Source organism: Nonomuraea sp. 3N208, assembly GCF_052245935.1.
In the GTDB taxonomy this organism is placed as follows: domain Bacteria; phylum Actinomycetota; class Actinomycetes; order Streptosporangiales; family Streptosporangiaceae; genus Nonomuraea.
Genome location: NZ_JBQQBR010000020.1, coordinates 176,620 through 189,186, shown reverse-complemented (window position 1 = coordinate 189,186; position 12,567 = coordinate 176,620). Strand labels below are relative to the sequence as shown.

Here is a 12,567-nt window from a genome sequence, read left to right as displayed (position 1 = left end):
CTCCGCTTATGGAGCCGAGTGTGGCCTACGGGGCATTTGCTCAAAATAAGCGAGCCGCGGAAACGCTGAGGAAACGGCGGGCCCTATTGCATCTCCACTCGAACGACGTTGAGTCGACGGAGGAGATCACCCATGCGAGCACGAGCTCTCATCACACTGGCCGCCGCCACCATGCTGCTGGCCGGCTGCGGAGGCGCCGCCGCCGGCGGCTCCGACGTGGCCTCGGTCACCGGCACCGGCAATCAGGCCGCGGCCAGCCCCAAGCCGAGCGAGGACCCGCACGAGAGGGCGCTCAAGTACGCCCAGTGCATGCGGGAGAACGGGATCGACATGCCGGACCCCGAGCCGGGCAAGGGCGTCATGATGCGGCTCGACAAGAACACCCCCAGGGAGACGATGCAGAAGGCCCAGGAGGCCTGCAAGCAGTACGCCCCGAGCGGTCAGACGGCGGGCGGGGGCGACCCCAAGCGGGCCGAGGCCCTGCGGAAGGTCGCGCAGTGCATGCGGGACAACGGCGTGGAGAAGTACCCGGACCCCGAGGGCGGCATGATGCGCATCACCGGCGACGTCGGCCAGGACCCCGACTTCAAGTCCGCCCAGGAGAAGTGCCAGAAGGAGATGGCTGAGGCCGGTATGGGAGGCAGGTGATGGGGCCCCTACAGGGCGGGGCCACCCTTGACGGGAAGGCGGAACCCGACGTGACGCCCTCCCGCCCGCGCCGCCGTCGCGGGCGGGGCAAGGTGGTCGCCGGACTGCTCATCGTGCTGGCCGCCGCGGGCGGCGGGTTCGTGGCGATCAACAGCGGGGGTCTGCTGGAGGGCGCCTCGGGCCCGACCCAGTCGGCCGACGTCCTGCCCCCGGCCACCGCCACGGTGGCCAGGCAGACGCTGAACGACACCATGGACGCCGACGGCGAGCTCGGCTACGGCCCCGTGACCACGGCGGTGACCAGGAAGCCCGGCACGATCACCTGGCTGCCCGAGAGCGGTCAGCAGATCACCCGAGGGAAGTCGATGTACCGGCTGGACAATGACCCCGTCACGCTCATGTACGGCGACACACCCGCCTACCGCGACCTCAAGATCGGCGTGGAGGGCAATGACGTGGAGAACCTGGAGCGCAACCTCAGCAAGCTCGGTTACGACGGATTCACGGTCGACGACGAGTACACCTACGACACCGCCGAGGCCGTCATGGAATGGCAGGAGGACCGTGGCCTGGACGAGACCGGCGTGGTCGAGCTGGGTCGCGTCGTCTTCGCGCCGGGCAAGCTACGCGTGGAGAGCATTGAGGCCGAGGAGGGCCAGCCTGCCCAGCCCGGCCAGAAGGTCCTGACGTACACGGGCACGTCCAAGGTCGTCACCGTCGAGCTGGAGGCCGAGGACCAGCGGATGGCCAAGAAAGGGGCCAAGGTCGAGGTAACGCTGCCCGACGGCAAGAGCGTGAGCGGCAAGGTCACCGAGGTCGCCACGGTCATCGTGCCGGGCGAGGGCCAGAACGCCGACCCCGAGACCCGGGTGGAGGCGCTGGTCTCGATCGGCGCTGCCAAGGCCGCCAAGGGCCTCGACAAGGCGTCGGTGGACGTGACGTTCACCGCATCCCAGCGCAAGAACGTGCTGACCGTGCCGGTCGCGGCCCTCGTGGCGCTGCGGGAGGGCGGCTTCGGCCTGGAGGTGATCGAGGGCGGCAAGTCGAGGTACATCGCCGTCGAGACGGGGCTGTTCGCCGGAGGACGGGTCGAGGTCGAGGGCGACGGGCTCACCGAGGGCATGACCGTGGGGATGCCGAAGTGACCTACCCCATGATCTCGCTGACGGATGTGTCCAAGTCCTACCCCGGTGGGGTGACGGCGCTGAACTCGGTGTCGCTGCGCATCGAGCACGGCGAGCTCGTCGCCATCGCCGGCCCGTCGGGGTCGGGGAAGTCGACCATGCTCAACGTCGTCGGCACCCTCGACCGGCCGTCCTCGGGAACCATCCACATCGACGGCTACGACGTGTCGAAGTTGTCCGACGGCCAGCTCTCGGCGCTGCGCGCCACCACGATCGGCTTCGTCTTCCAGCACTTCCACCTCGCGGCGAAGGTCCCGGCACTGGACAACGTGGCCGACGGCCTCATCTACACCGGGATGAGCAGGTCCGAGCGGCGCCGGCGGGCGGCCGCCGCGCTCGAACGGGTCGGTCTCGGGCACCGGATGGACCACGAGCCGCACGAGTTGTCCGGTGGCGAGCGACAGCGCGTGGCCATCGCCAGGGCTGTGGCGGGCGAGCCGCCGCTGGTGCTGGCCGACGAGCCGACCGGGGCGCTGGACTCCGTGTCCGGCACGGGAGTGATGGAGTTGCTGCACGAGTTGAACGCCTCTGGCACCACCATCGTGATCATCACGCACGATCGGGAGATCGCCGCCAGCCTGCCCCGGCAGGTGCGGATGCGGGACGGCGAGATCATCGCGGACAGCACGGTGCCGGAGATGGTCGAATCAGGGGTGGCGTGATGGCCGTCGTCGAGGTGAAGCGGCCCAAGCTCGCCCCGGCCGGCATGCGGCTGGGCGACGTCATGCGGGTCGGCGCGGTCGGCCTGCGGACGCGCCCGTTGCGGGCGTTCCTGTCCGCGCTCGGCATCGCCATCGGCATCGCGGCCATGGTGGGCGTGGTCGGGCTCTCGTCCTCCTCGGGCGCCGAGCTCGACCGCACGCTCTCCGCCCTCGGCACCAACCTCCTCACCGTCACGTCGGGCACCACGCTCGCAGGCGAGGCGGCGCAGATGCCGAAGGACGCCGAGGCGATGATCGAGCGCATCGGGCCGGTGCAGGCCGCCTCCGCGGTGGCGAAGATCTCCGAGGCCAAGGTCTACCGGTCCGAGCAGATTCCCGAGGCCCAGACCGGCGGCCTGTCCACGTACGCCGCCCGCCTCGACCTGCCCGCCACCGTCGGCGCGACGCTACGCAGCGGGACCTGGCTCAACCAGGCCACCGAACGGTACCCGGCCGCCGTGCTCGGCTCGGCCGCCGCCCAGCGGCTCGGCGTCGGCTCGGTCGGCCAGGACACGCAGGTCGTCGTCGGCGGCCAGCGCTTCTCCGTCGTCGGCGTGCTGAACCCGGTCGCGCTCGCCACGGACCTGGACAGTGCCGTCATGGTGGGCTGGCCGGTGGCCGAGGAGCGGTTGGACTTCGACGGGCATCCGACGACGCTCTACACCCGCTCGGAGGAGGCCAAGCTGGAGGCGGTACGCCAGGTCCTGGCCGGCACCGCCAACCCGGAGGCGCCGAACGAGGTGGACGTCTCCCGCCCGTCCGACGCGCTGGCCGCCAAGCAGGCGACCAGCCAGGCGTTCGCCAACCTCTTGCTGGGCGTGGGCGCGGTGGCCCTGCTCGTGGGCGGTGTCGGCGTGGCCAACACGATGGTCATCTCGGTGCTGGAACGCCGCGCGGAGATCGGGCTGCGCCGCTCGCTCGGGGCGACCCGCGGCCAGATCCGCACGCAGTTCCTGGCCGAGTCGCTGCTGCTGTCGGCGATGGGCGGAGCGGGCGGTGTGCTCCTCGGCACCGCCGTCACCATGGGGTACGCGCTCTACAGCGGCTGGCCCTCCGTGGTCCCGGCCTGGGCCACCGTCGGCGGTCTCGCGGCGACGCTGGCCATCGGCGCCATGGCCGGGCTCTATCCGGCCGTCAGGGCCTCCCGCCTGTCCCCGACAGAGGCACTCTCCACGCCATAGCCGGGGTGCGTTCGGCCCTCGTCCGCCTGACCGGGCGTGGGCCGTCGCCCTATTCGGGCCGGAGGAGCTGGGCGGCCGGCGTCCGGTTGACCCACTCCTCCCACTGCTCGGGCGGCCAGCCGCGGCCCGCTGCACCGTGGCGTCACCTGGCGCCCCTGAGCTTGGCGATCAGTCCCAGGTCGTCCACGCAATGTCCGAGCCCGAGAGCCACGGACTCCAGCGGCCGCTCCGCCCGGCGCACCGGCATGCACAAGGCGGTACGCAGCCGCCGGCACAGCCCGCGTAGCAGCGCGCCACCCCCCACCAGCACCGCACCCCGTTCCCCGAGGTCGGCCACCAGCTCCGCCGGGCAGTGCTCCACGATCCCGACCGCCGCCCGCTCGATGGTCTCGACCGGCTGTCTGGTCGCCTCATAGATCAGCTGCACCGGGAGTGCCGCTGTGCGCTCCCGCCCGGTCTCCACGTCCCTGCCGCGGACCAGCACCTGCCGGTCCAGCGGCTTCCATTCGGAGCCTGCGCGGCGCTTCGCCGCCTCCGCCTCGCCTTCGTCGATCAGCAGCCCGTGCTCGCGCTCCACGAGGCGGGCGATCGACCTGCTCATGGCGTGGCCGCCGACCGGCACCGTGCCGGAGGCCACGACGGCCCCGTACGAGAGCACCGCGATCCTGGCCGCGTCGCGCCCGATGTCGATGACCATCCGCCCGGCGCAGTCCTTGACCGGCACGCCCGCGCCGAGCGCGGCGGCCAGCGCGTGCGGGATCAGCAGGATGTCCCGCGCCTCCGCCTCGAACGCCAAGTCGCGCAGCGCCGCCCGGTCGATCCGCGTGCAACCGTCGGGCAGCGCCAGGACCACACGCGGCCGGGCGAACGGATGCCCGTGCACTTTACGGACGAAATACCGGATCAGGCGCCGGGTGAGCTCACTGTCGACCGGCAGGCCGTCGCTGATCGGCCAGCACGTCTCGCAGGGCGCGTCGAGGGCCGCCGCGCCGTACCCGAGGACCTTGCCCGTCTCGGCGTCGCGTGCGACGGCCGAGGGCTCGTTCAGCACGATGCCCTTGCCCTTGACGTAGATCCGGGTGCACGCCGCCCCCAGATCCATCGCCAGGTCATGGCCGAGGACACTCATCGCCGCTCCGGGGGTTGACCATCATGTCGCTTTGCTTCCCTGGTGCGCACCAACGCAATACCAGGAACGGTTCGCCTTTGCTCCAGGCGCCGACCTGCCACGCGGCGGCCCCAGTTTCGTGCCATGGCCGACGTCGTGCGAAGCTGTGATTGTCCCCAAACACCATGGAGGTCCTCATGGCGGATACACCCGAGCCGGAAAACAGCGAAACTTCCGAGGACGAGATGAAGCGCAAGTTCCGCGAGGCGCTGGAGCGCAAGCGCAACCAGCACGCGGGCTCGGGCGCGGGTGGCAGGGGCGGTGACCCATCGAAGATCCACGGGGCGCACGGTCCGGCTGCGAGTAAAAGATCGTTCAGGCGCAAGAGCGGCGGCTGAGGCTGGGATTGCGAGGGGGCACGGCAGGCCGTGCCCCCTTTTTCTATGCCCGCGGAGGCCGATCTTCGCCCGATTTGGGCCTTTACATCCTTAGGTAGATCTTTCGACGGATTCATGATGATTTGTTTGCGTGTGTCCGGAATACGTGGTTAAAGTGTGGGCCATTACCTAGCCGAGTCCCGATAGATCGGGAACCGGGGACCCATCCCTCGGGGTGAATCCGGCCACGTGCCGGTAGGGCATCTCCACCGCCCGAACCCGTCAGCTAACCCGGTAGGCGTGATGGAGAGGACACCGCATTGATGTACGTACCCCCAGACAGCGTCGTGCCGGCCTCCGGCTGATCGGCCCTTTTCCCAGGCTCCTTTCGCGCTCCGCGTAGTAACCCCCGTTCGGCGTTCTGCCTTGCTATGCCCTTTTTCCGGGAGCGCGTGTCCCTGACCCCTCGCAAAGGACCTCACTGCCCCATGTCTGCACGTTTTGGCCTGCGTTCCTGCGCCCTGTTCGCCACCTCCGCCACCACCGTTGTGGCCATCGCCTGTACGGCGGCCCACGCCGATTCCGACACCGACGAGAAGGTACTGCTCAAGGGCTCGACCACGGCGTCCTATTACTGGGACGACGGCTCCGGCCGCAACGGTGACACGGGGATGCCCGCCAGCGGCAAGCCCATGCAGAAAGGGCTGGCCGCCAGTCCGAGCTGGCCGCTGCTGACCGAGGGATACGTGGTCTACAAGGGCAAGAAGCTCCCCTTCTTCGTCGGCGACCGCGGTCCGGGCGTGCCCTCCAACCGTGGCATCATGCTCGACTTGGACGCCAAGACCTTCGCGGAGCTGACGGGCGGCAGGTTCAACCCCAACACGCTCAGCGTGGACGGCGTCGGCGGCCAGGGTCACATCGACGTCGACTATGTCATCACCAAGTGGGGCAACGGCGTCGGCAAGAAGAACTACCCGGTCCCCTTCTCCACCGGCGCATGGGCCAGGAAGGACACCAACCCGGCCAAGCCTCCGACGGTCGTGGCCGAGGAGAAGCCTGCCGAGGAGGAGCCTGCCCAGCTCAAGCCCCCCGCGGTCAAGTCCACCGAGGTCAAGCCCGCCGAGGAGCCCGCCGGCGGCAAGGCGGTCGCGGCTCCGCCGGAGAACGCCGTCGCGTCCAAGACCGAGGCCGAGGAGTCGAGCGCCGTGGGCGGCGTCCTCCTCGCGGGTGCCCTGGCCATGGCCGGGGGCGGCGCGGTGCTCGGCCACAAGCGCGTGCGCAGGCTCATCAGGCGCTGACTTTACGACACGGAGACCAGAATGTCATTCTGGTCTCCGTGACCATGCGCGCAGCCGTCAACGGCATCGACATCGCCTACGAGACCTTCGGCTCACCGGCAGGACGACCCCTGCTCCTCATCATGGGGCTCGGCGCTCAGCTCATCCACTGGGATGAGGGGCTCTGCCGGCTCCTGGCGGAGCAGGGCCACCACGTCGTACGGTTCGACAACCGCGACGCGGGCCTGTCCACGCACTTCCACGACGCGGGTGTCCCCCAAGCGGGGAAGCCCGCGCCGTACCTGCTCGACGACCTGGCCGACGACGCCGCCGACCTCATGGACGTCCTCGGCCGGCCCGCCGCCCATGTGGTCGGCGCGTCGATGGGCGGGATGATCGCCCAGACCCTCGCCATCCGGCATCCCGGACGGGTGCTGACCCTGACCTCGATCATGTCGACGCCGGGCCCGGAGGTCGCCCCGCCGACCGCGGAGGCGCTCGCGGTGCTGATGGCCACGCCGCCCGACGACCGCGACGGCGTGCTGGAGCAGGCGCTGCGGACCTGGTCCATCATCGGATCGCCCGGCTACGACCTGGATCGCGAGCGCATCACCGAGATGGCCGGGATGGCCTATGACCGGTGCTTCGATCCGGCGGGCACGGCCAGGCAACTGGCGGCCATCATGGCCTCGGGCGGCCGCACGGAATCGCTCGCCCAGGTGAAGGTGCCCACGCTGGTCCTGCACGGCGAGGCGGACCTGCTCGTCCCCGTGGCGGGCGGTCAGGCCACGGCGGCGGCCATCCCCGGCGCCAGGCTGGTGACCTATCCCGGCATGGGCCACGATCTGCCGCGCCCCCTCTGGCCCGACATCGTCAGCGAGATCACCAAGCTCACGAGCGCCTGAAAGCTCGGCGGCGGCCCGCGCCGGGATGCGGGCCGCTCAGGCGGATTTCTCGCGGTACCGGAGAATGCCGGCCACGTTCCGCTCCGCCCACGTGGCCACCGCCGAGACCGGCTCGTGCAGCGAACGCCCGAGATCCGTCAGCGTGTACTCCACCCGCGGTGGCACCTCGGCGAACACCTCCCGCGTGACCAGCCCGTCCTGCTCCATGGCCCGCAACGTCTGTGTCAGCACCTTGGGCGTGACCCCACCCATCCGGGCCCGCAGCTTCGTGAACCGCATCGGCCCGCTGATGAGGCTGAGCAATACCAGCACCGACCACTTGTCTCCAATCCGATCCAGAACCACCCTGGTCGGGCAGTTGGGGTCGAAGACATCACCGGTATCCATAAGGTACTTATAGCACGATGAAGTAACCAGTATCCGATGGATACTCTTGCCGGCATGAAGATTCTTCTCTTTGGCGCGACCGGCATGATCGGCCAGCGCATCGCCGCAGAGCTCACCAACCGCGGGCATGAAGTGACCGGCGTCAGCCGTTCCGGCGGCCCGGTCAAGGGCGACGTCCACGACGCCGCCACGCTGGCCAAGGGGCATGACGCCGTGGTCAGCGCCATCTCCCCGCCGCGGGACGGCACGGAGCCGGAGGGGCCGTTCCTCGACGCCTACCGGGCCCTGATCGAGGGCGTACGCGAGTCCGGCGTGCGCCGCCTGATCGCCGTCGGCGGCGCCGGCAGCCTCAAGGTCACGCCCGACCTCGACCTGGTCGACACGCCCGAGTTCCCCGACATCTACAAAAAGGAAGCGCTGGCCCAGCGCTCGGCGCTCGGCCTCTTCTTCCCGGTCGAGGACCTGGACTGGACCTACATCTCGCCGGCCGCCGAGATCGCGCCGGGTGAGCGTACCGGCGTCTACCGGATCGGCCACGACTACCTGCTGACCGACGCCGTGGGCCGCAGCTTCATCAGCGCCGAGGACTACGCAGTGGCCATCGCGGACGAGCTGGAGAACGGCGCCCACCTCCGCCAGCGCATCACGGTGGCCTACTGAGGGGCGTCGTCAGGAAGCAGCGCCTTCTCGTCGGGCTTGTGGACGAGCACGTTGTCCACGTACGACTTCACGGCCGCCTCCAGCCCGACGTCGGCGCCGGCCTGCTCGGACAGGTACCAGCGGTGGTCGAGTATCTCGTGGAACAGCTGCGCGGGCTCCAGCTTCCCGCGCAGCTCCACGGGGATGGCCTCGACCGTCGGCTGGAACACCTCCGCCAGCCACTTGTGCGCCACGATGGCCTCGTCCTCGTGCCGCAGCCCCTTGGCCACCCGGAATCCGTCGAGGTCGTTGAGCAGCCGCCGCGCCTGGTTCTCCTCCACGTCGAGTCCGGTCAGCCGGAGCAGGCGCCGCTGGTGGTGCCCGGCGTCGACGACCTTGGGACGGACGATCAGCCGCCCGGTGCCGACCTTGCGCCGCACCATCATCTCGGCCACGTCGAAGCCGAGCAGGTTGAGCCGCCTGATCCGCTGCTCCACGCGGTGCCAGTCCACCTCCTCGATGATCTCGCTCTCGTTGATCTCGTCCCACAGGCGGTGGTAGCGGGCGACGACGTCCTCGGCGGTCTCCATGGGGTCGACGGACGGGTGCAGCAGCCCGCCGGCCTCCAGGTCGAGCATCTCGCCGAAGATGTTGGTGTGCGCCGAGTCGATGTCGGCCAGCCGCTGGCCATTGCTGATCATCGGGTGCATCTCGCCGGTCTCGGCGTCCACCAAGTACGCCGCGAACGCCCCCGCATCCCTGCGGAACAACGTGTTGGACAGCGAGCAGTCGCCCCAGTAGAAGCCGTTCAGGTGCAGCCGCACCAGCAGCACGGCCAGGGCGTCGAGCAGCCGGGTGAGCGTGTCCGGGCGTAGCGTGCCCGACATGACGGCGCGGTAGGGCAGCGAGAACTGCAGGTGCCTGGTGATCAGGGCCGCGTCCAGCCCGTCCTCGCGGCCGGTGACGTACGCGACCGGCTCCACGGCCGGCGCGTCCAGCCGGGCCAGGTCCCACAACAACTGGTATTCGCGCTTGGCGTAGCGCTCACTGATCTCCTTGATCGCGTACACCTTGCCCGAGAGCCGGGCGAAGCGCACCACGTGCCGCGAGATGCCGCGCGGGAGATCGACCAGATGGTGTTTTGGCCAGTCGGCTAGAGGGACGTCCCAGGGAAGGCGAATGAGGTCGGGGTCGCCGAGCGCGCCAGTCATCTGCAGGGGCATTTGCTCAGGATAAGGTGCACCGGTGGACGAGTTTCTCAAGTGGTACTTTTCCGACCGTCCCGTCGTCGCCAGCCTCCTGGGAGCCGACGGCTACGATCACACCCTCGGCGATTTCACCGCCTCCGCCTGGGCCGCTCGCGAGCAGGAGGAGATCCGCTGGCTGGATCGCCTGTCGGCGACCGAGGCCGCGTCCCTCGAGGACGCGATCGACAGAGACCTTGTCCTCTCGCAGCTGAGAGGGTCCATCGCGCTGGCGTCCTGGCCCGAGTGGCGCCGCGACCCCGCGGCCTACCTCTCGCCGATCTTCGGCTCCATGTACACGCCGTTCCAGCGGCGCCTCAAGCCCGAGCCCGAGCTGGTGTCGGCCGCGATCTCCCGGTTAGCGGAGGTTCCCGGCGTGCTGGCGGCGTGCTGGGCGAACCTCGACCCCGACCTGGCGGCGCCGCTGCTGGTCCAGCGGGGTCTCGGCCAGGCCCGCACCGGCCGCAACTTCCTCACCAGGACGATCCCCGGCATGGTCGAGGACCCCGAGTTGCGTGCCAAGCTGGCGGCCGCGGCCGAGCCGGCCGCCGAGGCGTTCGACCAGCTTGTCACCTTCCTCGAGTCCTTCCAGTGCGGCGGCACCTGGCGGATGGGGGAGCGGCTGTACTCCACGCTGCTGCGCGAGCGCGAGCTCCTCGGGTACGGCGCCGCCGAGCTCCACGAGAAGGGCAGGAGCGCGTGGGCCGAACTGGACGCCAGGATGCGGGAGGTAGCGGTCCGGGTCAACGGAACCGAGGACTGGCGGGCCGCGATGGAGTCCCTCATGGACGACCATCCGCCGACCTTGGCGGACATGCGCGCCGAGTACGAGGCGGAGACCCAGCGGGCACGGGAGTTCGTCAGGGAGCGGGACCTGGTGACGTTCGCCGACGGCGAGGAGTGCCACGTGCTGCCGTCCGCCGAGTACACCCGGCCGATCCTGTCCGTCGCCCACTACCTGTCGCCGCCGCCGCTGGCCAGCTCGCGGACCGGCGTCTTCTTCGTGCCGTACACGCCTGACGACTTCACCCCCGAGCAGGTGCGCCAGCGCCTGCGGACGAACTCGCGGGCCCAGATGCCGTCGATCGCCGTCCACGAGGCGTACCCCGGGCACCACTGGCATCTGTCGTACATGGCGGGCAACCCGCGTACGGTCAGGAAGGTCTTCCGCACCTCGTACTTCACCGAGGGCTGGGCCCTGTATGTCGAGAAGCTCCTGCACGAGCAGGGCTACTTCGACACCCCCGCCACCGAGCTGGCGCACCTGGACTGCCGGATCTTCCGCGCCGCCAGGATCGTCGTGGACACGGCGCTGCACTGCGAGGACATGTCGATCGAAGAGGCCGAGACGTTCATGGCCACGAAGGCCTCGCTGTCGCCCGGCACCGCCCAAGGCGAGGTGAACCGCTACTGCGCGTGGCCCACGCAGGCGCCCTCCTACCTCACCGGCGCCATCGAGATCGACCGCATCCGCGCGTCGTTCCAGGGCTCGCTGAAGGAGTTCCACGACAAGATCGCGGGATCCGGCGGCCTGCCGCTGGGTCTGGCCGAGCAGGCGGCACATGGCGAAGGAGCCCGCCTCACGGAGTGAGGCCATGAGCACGGCCCTGGCCTAGCGCCGGGGGAACTGGGGCGGGTTGAACGAGCGCTCGACCACGGCGGCCAGCTGCTCCTCCGTCAGGATGGTGGGCTTGCCCACGCCGAGGCCCCGCACGTAGACCTCGCAGAGCCACTCGAGCAGCCGGGTGGCCTCGAACGCCTGCTCCAGCGTCGCCCCGATGGTCACCCCGCCGTGGTTGGCCATCAGGGCGGCCTGCTTGCCCTCCAGCGCCGCCCGCACGTTGGCGGCCAGCTCAGGGGTGCCGTACGTGGCGTACTCGGCGACCTTGACCACACCGCCCAGCAGCAGCGCGTTGTAGTGCACCGGAGGCAGCTCGGTCATCGTGGTCGCCACGACGGTCCCGAACACCGAGTGCGTATGCACGATGGCCTGCGCGTCGGTGGTCTCGTAGACGGCCAGATGCATGGGCGTCTCACTCGACGGCTGCAGCTCGCCCTCCACCAGATAGCCCTCGACGTCCACGATCGGGCACATCTCCGGGGTGAGCCGGTCGAGCGCGGCCCCCGACGGCGTCACCGCGACCAGGTCGCCCTGGCGCACGCTCAGGTTGCCCGAGGTGCCGATGACCAGGCCGAGCTCGACGGCGCGCCGGCCGTACGCGCACAGCTGCTCGCGGAGGCTCATACGTTCGCAATGTAGTCGGTCGTCCGATATCCAGCAATCACCTTGGTCGCTCCCTCACAGGCGGTCGAGTGCCTGCAGTATGAGCCGCTCGAGGTCGACGCGGGTCAGCCGGCCCGGGTAGAGCAGCAGGTGCAGGCTGAGGCCGTCGACCAGGGCGAGCAGATGCTCGGTCAGGTCGTCGAGGTTGTCGTCCGCACGCAACTCGCCGGCCGCGCGAGCCTGGCCCAGCAGGTCGCGTACGGCGGCACGCAGCTCGGCCGCCTCTGCCCGCTGCACTTCCGCCAGCCGCTCCGAGGCCAGGCTACGGCTCCAGAAGCTGACCTCCAGCCGGGTCTCCTGGGTGCGCTCCGCGTCCAGCGGCAGGTTGTCCAGCAGCAGCTCGCGCAGGGCCGCCAGCCCCGTCACGCCCTCCACCTTGCGTGCCAGCCGCGCCCTTATGCGCTGGTGCGACTGGCGCAGCGCCGACAGCAGGATCTCGTCCTTGTCGGCGAAGTAGTGCGCGAGCACCCCGTTGGAGTATCCGGCCTCCTTGGCGATGGCCCTGGTGGTGGCGGCATCGATGCCGTCCCTGACGATCACACGGCGGGCCGCCGACAAAACCTCGCGCCTGCGCTCGTCATGATCGACGATCTTCGGCATCGGTCGCCTCCATTGACTTTTTAGTCGGACGT

General features: G+C 69.9%; 14 protein-coding genes and 1 riboswitch. Of the genes, 9 read left to right on the top strand and 5 right to left on the bottom strand.

Features of this window, described 5'->3' with window-relative positions; genetic code table 11:
• Positions 1 to 132 precede the first annotated feature (132 nt).
• From ACTWPT_RS29495 to ACTWPT_RS29480, 4 genes are read left to right on the top strand one after another with little or no spacing between them, the layout of a single operon-like run.
• On the top strand, positions 133 to 648 hold the full coding sequence (locus ACTWPT_RS29495; protein WP_443180722.1) for a hypothetical protein: 516 nt from the start codon (positions 133 to 135) through the stop codon (positions 646 to 648).
• Positions 648 to 1,793, top strand: a complete 1,146-nt coding sequence (locus tag ACTWPT_RS29490; RefSeq protein WP_443180721.1) for an efflux RND transporter periplasmic adaptor subunit — start codon at positions 648 to 650, stop codon at positions 1,791 to 1,793. Before ACTWPT_RS29495 ends, ACTWPT_RS29490 begins: the two co-directional genes overlap by 1 nt.
• 8 nt (positions 1,794 to 1,801) lie before the next feature.
• A complete protein-coding gene (locus ACTWPT_RS29485; protein WP_443180754.1) occupies positions 1,802 to 2,494 on the top strand; it encodes an ABC transporter ATP-binding protein in 693 nt (230 codons plus the stop codon).
• Complete coding sequence (locus ACTWPT_RS29480; protein WP_443180720.1) at positions 2,494 to 3,714, top strand: ABC transporter permease; 1,221 nt, start codon at positions 2,494 to 2,496, stop codon at positions 3,712 to 3,714. Before ACTWPT_RS29485 ends, ACTWPT_RS29480 begins: the two co-directional genes overlap by 1 nt.
• A gap of 142 nt (positions 3,715 to 3,856) precedes the next feature.
• On the opposite strand, the gene ACTWPT_RS29475 is transcribed toward ACTWPT_RS29480, so the two are convergent.
• Positions 3,857 to 4,843 (bottom strand): rod shape-determining protein, encoded by a 987-nt coding sequence (locus tag ACTWPT_RS29475; RefSeq protein ID WP_443180719.1) that lies wholly within the window; start codon positions 4,841 to 4,843, stop codon positions 3,857 to 3,859.
• Between the two features lie 176 nt (positions 4,844 to 5,019).
• Between ACTWPT_RS29475 and ACTWPT_RS29470 the strand changes: the two genes are divergently transcribed.
• The 3 genes from ACTWPT_RS29470 (at position 5,020) to ACTWPT_RS29460 (ending at position 7,381) form a co-directional block, all read left to right on the top strand.
• Positions 5,020 to 5,220: a DUF5302 domain-containing protein gene (locus ACTWPT_RS29470; RefSeq protein WP_433005190.1), complete on the top strand. Its 201-nt coding sequence runs from the start codon at positions 5,020 to 5,022 to the stop codon at positions 5,218 to 5,220.
• A 160-nt stretch (positions 5,221 to 5,380) separates the two neighbouring features.
• A riboswitch (cyclic di-AMP (ydaO/yuaA leader) is annotated at positions 5,381 to 5,515 on the top strand.
• Between the two features lie 172 nt (positions 5,516 to 5,687).
• Entirely contained in the window at positions 5,688 to 6,497 is an 810-nt protein-coding gene (locus tag ACTWPT_RS29465) for a hypothetical protein (protein WP_443180718.1), read from the top strand.
• Between the two features lie 44 nt (positions 6,498 to 6,541).
• Positions 6,542 to 7,381, top strand: coding sequence for an alpha/beta fold hydrolase (locus ACTWPT_RS29460; protein WP_443180753.1), 840 nt, complete (start codon positions 6,542 to 6,544; stop codon positions 7,379 to 7,381).
• 36 nt (positions 7,382 to 7,417) lie between these two features.
• Here the strand turns inward: ACTWPT_RS29460 and ACTWPT_RS29455 are convergent, their stop codons facing one another.
• Positions 7,418 to 7,768 (bottom strand): winged helix-turn-helix transcriptional regulator, encoded by a 351-nt coding sequence (locus ACTWPT_RS29455; protein ID WP_443180717.1) that lies wholly within the window; start codon positions 7,766 to 7,768, stop codon positions 7,418 to 7,420.
• Positions 7,769 to 7,822: 54 nt separating this feature from the next.
• On the opposite strand from ACTWPT_RS29455, the gene ACTWPT_RS29450 reads away from it, so the two are divergent.
• Entirely contained in the window at positions 7,823 to 8,428 is a 606-nt protein-coding gene (locus ACTWPT_RS29450) for an NAD(P)-dependent oxidoreductase (RefSeq protein WP_443180716.1), read from the top strand.
• Here ACTWPT_RS29450 and ACTWPT_RS29445 read toward each other — a convergent pair.
• Positions 8,422 to 9,630, bottom strand: coding sequence for a DUF4032 domain-containing protein (locus ACTWPT_RS29445; protein ID WP_443180715.1), 1,209 nt, complete (start codon positions 9,628 to 9,630; stop codon positions 8,422 to 8,424). The genes ACTWPT_RS29450 and ACTWPT_RS29445 overlap by 7 nt on opposite strands.
• A gap of 22 nt (positions 9,631 to 9,652) precedes the next feature.
• Between ACTWPT_RS29445 and ACTWPT_RS29440 the strand changes: the two genes are divergently transcribed.
• Positions 9,653 to 11,242: a DUF885 domain-containing protein gene (locus ACTWPT_RS29440; RefSeq protein WP_443180714.1), complete on the top strand. Its 1,590-nt coding sequence runs from the start codon at positions 9,653 to 9,655 to the stop codon at positions 11,240 to 11,242.
• A 21-nt stretch (positions 11,243 to 11,263) separates the two neighbouring features.
• On the opposite strand, the gene ACTWPT_RS29435 is transcribed toward ACTWPT_RS29440, so the two are convergent.
• The gene (locus ACTWPT_RS29435; protein WP_443180713.1) at positions 11,264 to 11,896 is read right to left on the bottom strand and encodes a class II aldolase/adducin family protein; all 633 of its coding nucleotides are present in this window, start codon (positions 11,894 to 11,896) and stop codon (positions 11,264 to 11,266) included.
• 54 nt (positions 11,897 to 11,950) lie between these two features.
• A complete protein-coding gene (locus tag ACTWPT_RS29430) occupies positions 11,951 to 12,535 on the bottom strand; it encodes a TetR/AcrR family transcriptional regulator (RefSeq protein WP_443180712.1) in 585 nt (194 codons plus the stop codon).
• Positions 12,536 to 12,567: the final 32 nt, after the last annotated feature.

Excerpts from the sequence above, each read along its gene's own strand:
- ACTWPT_RS29495 (WP_443180722.1), top strand. The coding sequence starts at position 133 with ATGCGAGCACGAGCTCTCATCACACTGGCCGCCGCCACCATGCTGCTG.
- ACTWPT_RS29490 (WP_443180721.1), top strand. The coding sequence starts at position 648 with ATGGGGCCCCTACAGGGCGGGGCCACCCTTGACGGGAAGGCGGAACCC.
- ACTWPT_RS29485 (WP_443180754.1), top strand. The coding sequence starts at position 1,802 with ATGATCTCGCTGACGGATGTGTCCAAGTCCTACCCCGGTGGGGTGACG.
- ACTWPT_RS29480 (WP_443180720.1), top strand. The coding sequence starts at position 2,494 with ATGGCCGTCGTCGAGGTGAAGCGGCCCAAGCTCGCCCCGGCCGGCATG.
- ACTWPT_RS29475 (WP_443180719.1), bottom strand. The coding sequence starts at position 4,843 with ATGAGTGTCCTCGGCCATGACCTGGCGATGGATCTGGGGGCGGCGTGC.
- ACTWPT_RS29470 (WP_433005190.1), top strand. The coding sequence starts at position 5,020 with ATGGCGGATACACCCGAGCCGGAAAACAGCGAAACTTCCGAGGACGAG.
- ACTWPT_RS29465 (WP_443180718.1), top strand. The coding sequence starts at position 5,688 with ATGTCTGCACGTTTTGGCCTGCGTTCCTGCGCCCTGTTCGCCACCTCC.
- ACTWPT_RS29460 (WP_443180753.1), top strand. The coding sequence starts at position 6,542 with ATGCGCGCAGCCGTCAACGGCATCGACATCGCCTACGAGACCTTCGGC.
- ACTWPT_RS29455 (WP_443180717.1), bottom strand. The coding sequence starts at position 7,768 with ATGGATACCGGTGATGTCTTCGACCCCAACTGCCCGACCAGGGTGGTT.
- ACTWPT_RS29450 (WP_443180716.1), top strand. The coding sequence starts at position 7,823 with ATGAAGATTCTTCTCTTTGGCGCGACCGGCATGATCGGCCAGCGCATC.
- ACTWPT_RS29445 (WP_443180715.1), bottom strand. The coding sequence starts at position 9,630 with ATGCCCCTGCAGATGACTGGCGCGCTCGGCGACCCCGACCTCATTCGC.
- ACTWPT_RS29435 (WP_443180713.1), bottom strand. The coding sequence starts at position 11,896 with ATGAGCCTCCGCGAGCAGCTGTGCGCGTACGGCCGGCGCGCCGTCGAG.
- ACTWPT_RS29430 (WP_443180712.1), bottom strand. The coding sequence starts at position 12,535 with ATGCCGAAGATCGTCGATCATGACGAGCGCAGGCGCGAGGTTTTGTCG.